This is a genomic window from Streptomyces sp. SID5785 (assembly GCF_009870065.1).
Lineage (GTDB): Bacteria > Actinomycetota > Actinomycetes > Streptomycetales > Streptomycetaceae > Streptomyces.
Genome location: NZ_WWIA01000433.1, coordinates 1 through 5,338 on the forward strand (window position 1 = coordinate 1; position 5,338 = coordinate 5,338).

Annotated in this window: 7 protein-coding genes; 2 read left to right on the forward strand and 5 right to left on the reverse strand. The window is 73.1% G+C overall.

Annotation, left to right across the window (positions count from 1 at the left end):
• On the reverse strand, nt 1–517 hold a 517-nt coding region (locus GTW43_RS14330; protein WP_161302170.1), incomplete at its 3' end, for an NAD(P)-binding domain-containing protein.
• A 72-nt stretch (nt 518–589) separates the two neighbouring features.
• On the opposite strand from GTW43_RS14330, the gene GTW43_RS14335 reads away from it, so the two are divergent.
• On the forward strand, nt 590–979 hold the full coding sequence (locus GTW43_RS14335) for a helix-turn-helix domain-containing protein (RefSeq protein ID WP_161302172.1): 390 nt from the start codon (nt 590–592) through the stop codon (nt 977–979).
• A gap of 55 nt (nt 980–1,034) precedes the next feature.
• Here the strand turns inward: GTW43_RS14335 and GTW43_RS14340 are convergent, their stop codons facing one another.
• From GTW43_RS14340 to GTW43_RS14345, 3 genes are all read right to left on the reverse strand, one after another.
• On the reverse strand, nt 1,035–1,505 hold the full coding sequence (locus GTW43_RS14340) for a hypothetical protein (protein WP_161302174.1): 471 nt from the start codon (nt 1,503–1,505) through the stop codon (nt 1,035–1,037).
• Between the two features lie 34 nt (nt 1,506–1,539).
• Nucleotides 1,540–1,737, reverse strand: coding sequence for a hypothetical protein (locus tag GTW43_RS37520; protein WP_237536596.1), 198 nt, complete (start codon nt 1,735–1,737; stop codon nt 1,540–1,542).
• A 206-nt stretch (nt 1,738–1,943) separates the two neighbouring features.
• A complete protein-coding gene (locus GTW43_RS14345) occupies nt 1,944–2,516 on the reverse strand; it encodes a TetR/AcrR family transcriptional regulator (protein ID WP_161302176.1) in 573 nt (190 codons plus the stop codon).
• Nucleotides 2,517–2,594: 78 nt separating this feature from the next.
• Between GTW43_RS14345 and GTW43_RS14350 the strand changes: the two genes are divergently transcribed.
• Entirely contained in the window at nt 2,595–3,644 is a 1,050-nt protein-coding gene (locus tag GTW43_RS14350) for a zinc-binding dehydrogenase (RefSeq protein WP_161302178.1), read from the forward strand.
• 28 nt (nt 3,645–3,672) lie between these two features.
• Here the strand turns inward: GTW43_RS14350 and GTW43_RS14355 are convergent.
• The coding region (locus GTW43_RS14355) for a glycoside hydrolase family 2 TIM barrel-domain containing protein (protein WP_161302179.1) at nt 3,673–5,338 on the reverse strand (1,666 nt) is incomplete at its 5' end.

Below are 5,338 nucleotides of genomic sequence, written 5' to 3' on the forward strand. Positions count from 1 at the left end.
ACGCGAGTGCCGCACGGTCGTCCCCGCACACGGGTACGGCGAGCGGGCGGCCGTCGAAGACCGGCGGGCGCATGCGCCACACGTCCTCGTGGCAGAGGTTGAACGCCTTCACCACGTGCGCCCCGGGCGCCGCCGCGGCGAGACGCAGCGCGGCGGAGGGGCCCGTACCGGTGAGGAGGCGGAATCCTTCCCCGACGGGGTTGGAGCAGTCGAGGAGCACCTTGCCCCTCAGTGCCGCGCGCCGTGCGCCGACCACGTCCTCGCCCACCCCGAACGGCAGTGCCACGAGCACCACTTCGCCGAACGCGGCGGCCGCGTCCAGGCTGCCGTGCCCCGGCGCCGGCCTCGCCGCTGCCCTCGTCCCCGCGCCCGCTGCCGCGCCCGCGCCGATGCCCGCCGCCAGCCGCTCCGCCTTCCGCGCGTCCCGGCCGCCGACGAACACGTCGTGGCCCGCCCGCACCCAGTGGGTGGCCAATGCTCCGGCCATACCGCCCGTCCCCATGACGCCGATCCTCATCAGGTCCCCTCTCGGAATCCGGTCCGCCGATCCACATCGACGCTACGGAGACGCTCAGGCACCATTCGGTACGTGACTACCGACGCCTACCTCGCCGACTGCCGTGCCCGCCTCGCCTTCGACCTGCTCTCCCACACCTGGAACGCGGTGGTGCTCTGGGCCCTGCGCGAGGGTCCGAGGCGTCCGGCCGAGCTCCAGGCGCACATCGGGGGGATCAGCTCCAAGGTCCTGACGGAGACCCTGCGCCGACTGCAGTTCAACGGCCTGGTCGTCCGCACGCGGCACCCCGCCCCGGCCCCTCGCGTCGACTACAGCCTGACCCCACTGGGCCGCACCCTGCTTGCCCCGATCGACGCGTTCGGCGCGTGGGCCTTCGAGCACGGGGACGAGGTCATGGCGGCACAGGAGGCGGCGGAGGACGAGGCGCGGGTAGAGGCGGAGGCGGTGACGCGGCAGACCTGACAACGCCCGGCGGCCGGGCGTCGGCGCTGTCCCGCCGCGCGGACCGGGCGCGTCGTCAGACGGCGGCCAGACCGGCCCGCGCCGCGTCCATGAACGCGCTCTTGTGCTCCTCCACGTGCTCGTTGACCGGTATGTCACCAATCTCCCGCCAGACGGCCTGATTCAGCGCCCACGCGTAGGACTGTGCCGGGTCGCGGAGACCGGCGTGGCAGACCAGGGCGAGATGCCGCTCCGCGATCCACAGTCGGCCCATCACGGCCGACGCGGCGCCGTGCCACGCCTCGTCCTCGCCCCATGCCTCGGGGCGGCGATAGGCCACCCCCTCCGCCTCCTGGACGCACGCGAGGAAGTCCTTGACCGCCTGGACCTGTTCGGTGCGACGGGCCTCCCGGTCCGCCGCGACCCGCCGGCGCTCGTCGAGCCGCTCGGCGGAACGCTGCGTCGCGCGTTGCGACCATGCCGTCAGTCCGCCGCCGAGCACCACGCCGGCCAGCGAGAACAGCGGCGCCCACACTTCTGCCGACATGCGGCACTCCCCCTCCTCGCGCGGCGGACCGAACTCACCGCACACTGCCGCGAAGCCGCACCATCGCGCGTTGCAGATCGTCGAACACCCGCTGCTCCTGGCGCGGATCGGCATGTGACGAGCCGAAGATCCCGTCGCGCGCGGACCGTGCCCGCACATAGGCGTCGAAGCGGGTGACCACATCGGCGATCAGCTCGTCATGCCCGCAGTGCCGGCGCTCAGATGCAGTCACGGCACATCGATTCATCGCGGAACGCAATGGGGCGCAACGGTGTATTTCCTGGCACGGTGAGACCTTCCGGGTACGACGGACAGAAGTGCCGACCAGACTTCCCGGCTCACCACACGCCGCTCACCAGAGGTTCGGGACGTGACGCGCCCACGCTACTGGCTTCCGGGGCGGACGGGGAAGCCACCCCCGGAAGGAAGGCCTCGCGCCTACGCGCCTCCCCTGGCCCGCGCGACGAGCATGCGGGCCAGGTCCGTGCTGCGGGACAGCGTGTCCAGGGGCAGCGGCTGGGTGGCGAGCGTCCCTTCGTGCAGGACGAGGAGTTGAGCAGCGAGGGTGGACGGGTCGGAGCAGCCCGCGCCGGTCGCCAGCTCCTCGAACAGGTCCGACAGCCACAGCTTCTGGTTCTCGGCGATGCGGTGCGCGGGGTGCGCGGGGTCCGGCAGTTCGGCGAGCGCGTTGATGAACGCGCAGCCGCGCGTGTGCGTCGCGGACCAGGTCCGCAGGGCGTCGAAGGGCGCGGTGACGGCCTCGACCGGGCTGCCACACGCGTCGATCGCGGCGCGTACCAGCGTGCGCCAGCGCTCGTCCCGCGCCGCGAGGTAGGCGGCTACGAGACGGTCCTTCGACCCGAACTGGTTGTACAGGGTCCGCTTGGTCGTCCCGGAGTGCTCGGCGATGAGATCGACGCCGACGGCGGTGATGCCGCGCTCGTAGAAGAGTTCCTCCGCGGCGGCCACGATGCGGCGGCCGGCCGGAGTCAGGGGTGGGGCGTCCGGCATCGAGCACCTCTTCACCGATCGGTGTACCTTGGGCAGGGACAGGGTTCACCGATCAGTATACCCGTGAGGACTCAGGCGATGACTGTGCCCAGGACCATGCGCGCCATGCGGATCGTGCAGCACGGAGGCCCCGGGGTCCTCCGTCCGGCCGAGGTCGACGTGCCCACGCCACGTGCGGGCGAGGCGCTGATCGAGGTCGGCGCAGCGGCGCTGAACAACACGGACGTGTGGACCCGCGAGGGCGCCTACGGCCGGCCGGACGATCCCGCCGCCCTGTCGGGCTGGCGGGGTCCGCTCACCTTCCCGCGCATCCAGGGCGCCGATGTCGCCGGACACGTCGTGGCGGTCGGCGCCACCGGCGACGCGGGCCTCGTCGGGCTCCGCGTGGTCGTCGACCCGGCGACCTACGACGCCGCGGGACCCGATGCCCACCCGGTGGGCCTGATGGGCAGCGAACGCGACGGAGGGTACGCCGAGTACGTGACCGCTCCGGTGGACCAGGTCCACGACATGACCGGGTCGCCGCTCACGGTCGACCAGCTCGCCACGCTGCCGACCGCCTACGGCACCGCCCTCGGCATGATCGAGCGCGGGCGGCTGCACGAGGGCGAGACCGCGCTGGTCTCCGGCGCATCGGGCGGGGTCGGCCTCGCCCTCGTCCAGCTCGCCCGTGCGCGGGGCGCGCGGGTGCTGGCCGTCAGCAGCGGCGCCAAGATCGGCGCCGTCCGTGCGGCAGGCGCGCACGAGGTCGTCGACCGCGCACGGGACGTCCCGGGGCAGCTCCGCGCACTCGCCCCCGAAGGCGTCGACGTCGGGCTCGACGTGGTCGCCGGGAGTCTGGTGCACGACGGGCTGCCGCTGCTGCGCGAGGGGGGCCGCTGGGTGACCGCCGGCGCCCTCGGCGGTCACCAGGTCGGCTTCGACGTGCGCCGTCTCTACCTGCACAACCGGCAGTTGATCGGTTCGTCGATGCACACGCGGGCCCACTTCCGTCTCCTGATGGACCTGGCCCGGCGGGGCGACATCCGGCCTGCCGTCGCCGCGGCCTTCCCCCTCGGCGAGGCCGCACACGCGCAGGACGAGCTCGCCCGCCGCCGGCACGTGGGCAAGCTCGTCCTGCATCCCTAGGCCGTGTCCGCAAAGTCCCTCCGGCCGGTCAGCCCGGCGCGCCCCGCCGCACGCGCGGGCGGGTGAGGATCGCGCGGAGTTCGGCCGGGGGGATCTTCGGGGTGCGGTCCGCGGTGAGGAGGCCGTTGATCTCCTGTTCCGTGTCCGTGAACTGGGTGTAGCAGAAGCCTGCGAGCCCGGAGTCGACGGCGGCCGTCACGAGCTGCGCGAGCCGCTCGGCGAAGTCCTCCTTCGTGGCGACCGTGTCGTAGCCGAACCACTCGGCGCCCTCGGCCGGTTCGAAGGTGGCGCCGCCGAACTCACTGAGCACGACGGGCTGTCCCTCGTGGCGGACGCCGTCGAGAGTGACACGCTTGGCGCCGGGCCACTGTTCGGCGAGGTCGCCGCGCCGGAGCGCCGCGCTGCCGTACCGCTCGCGCAGCACCTCGGCGTCCTGCGTGTAGTCGTGGACGCCCCAGATGTCGGCGGCGGAGATCTCCCAGCCGTCGTTGGAGACGGCGGGGCGTGAGGGGTCGAGGGACTTGGTGAGGTGGTAGAGGGCGTCCATGAAGTGGCGCTGCGCGGGCACCAGGGCGGGGTTGGGCACGGACCACGATTCGTTGACCGGGATCCAGGCGACGATGGAGGGATGGCTGTGGTCGCGGCTGAGGGCCTCGGTCCACTCGGCGACGACGCGCTGCGCCGTCCGCGTGCCGAACGTGTAGGCGGAGGGCATCTCCTCCCACAGCAGGAGGCCCAGCCGGTCGGCCCAGTACAGGAAGCGGGGGTCCTCGATCTTCTGGTGCAGGCGCAGGCCGTTGAGGCCGATCTCCTTGGCCAGTTCGGCGTCGCGGCGCAGGTCGTCCTCGGTGGCCGACAGGTGGGACGCGGGCCAGTAGCCCTGCTGGAGGGCGAACCGCAGGAAGTACGGCTTGTGGTTGAGGAGGAAGACGCCGTCGTCCCAGCCGATGTCGCGCAGCCCGAGGTAGGACGTGACCCGGTCGACGGGCGCGGCGTCGGCACGGTCCGCGTCCGCTTCCTCCACCTCGACGGTGGCGTCGACGAGATGGGGGTGCTCGGGCGTCCAGAGCAGGTCGTCGAGGTCCTGGCCGTGGCGCAGGGCCGGCACGGCGATGTCGAACTCCGTCTCCTGCTCCTCGGTGCGCAGGTGCTGTTCGGCGAGGATCCGGTCGCCGTGGGCCAGGCGGACCGTCACGGTCAGCGGGCGGCGCGGCCACCGGCTGAGTCGGACCAGGCACCGGACGCGGGCGTGGGCGACGTCGGGGGTCCAGTGCAGGACCGTGACGTGCTGGTCCGGGACCTCCTCCAGCCAGACCGGCTGCCAGATGCCGGAGGTGCGGTGGTACCAGATGACGTGCGGGTCGCGGCGCCAGTCCTGCTTGCCGCGGGGCTGCGTGGCGTCGAGCGGCTGGTCCTCCGCACGGACGACGAGCACCTGCTCGTCGCCGGGGCCGACGGCCTCGGTGAGATCGCAGCTGAAGCCCGTGTGACCGCCTTCGTGACGGCCCACGAGGTGCCCGTTCAGCCAGACCTCGGCGCGGTGGTCCACGGCGCCGAAGTGCAGGAGCAGCCGGCGCCCGGGGGCCGGCCGGGACACGGCGAGGGTGCGGCGGTACCAGAGCACGGGGTGGTGTCCGGTGTCCCCCAGCCCGGACGCCGCCGACTCGGGCGGGTGCGGCACGTGCACGGTGCGG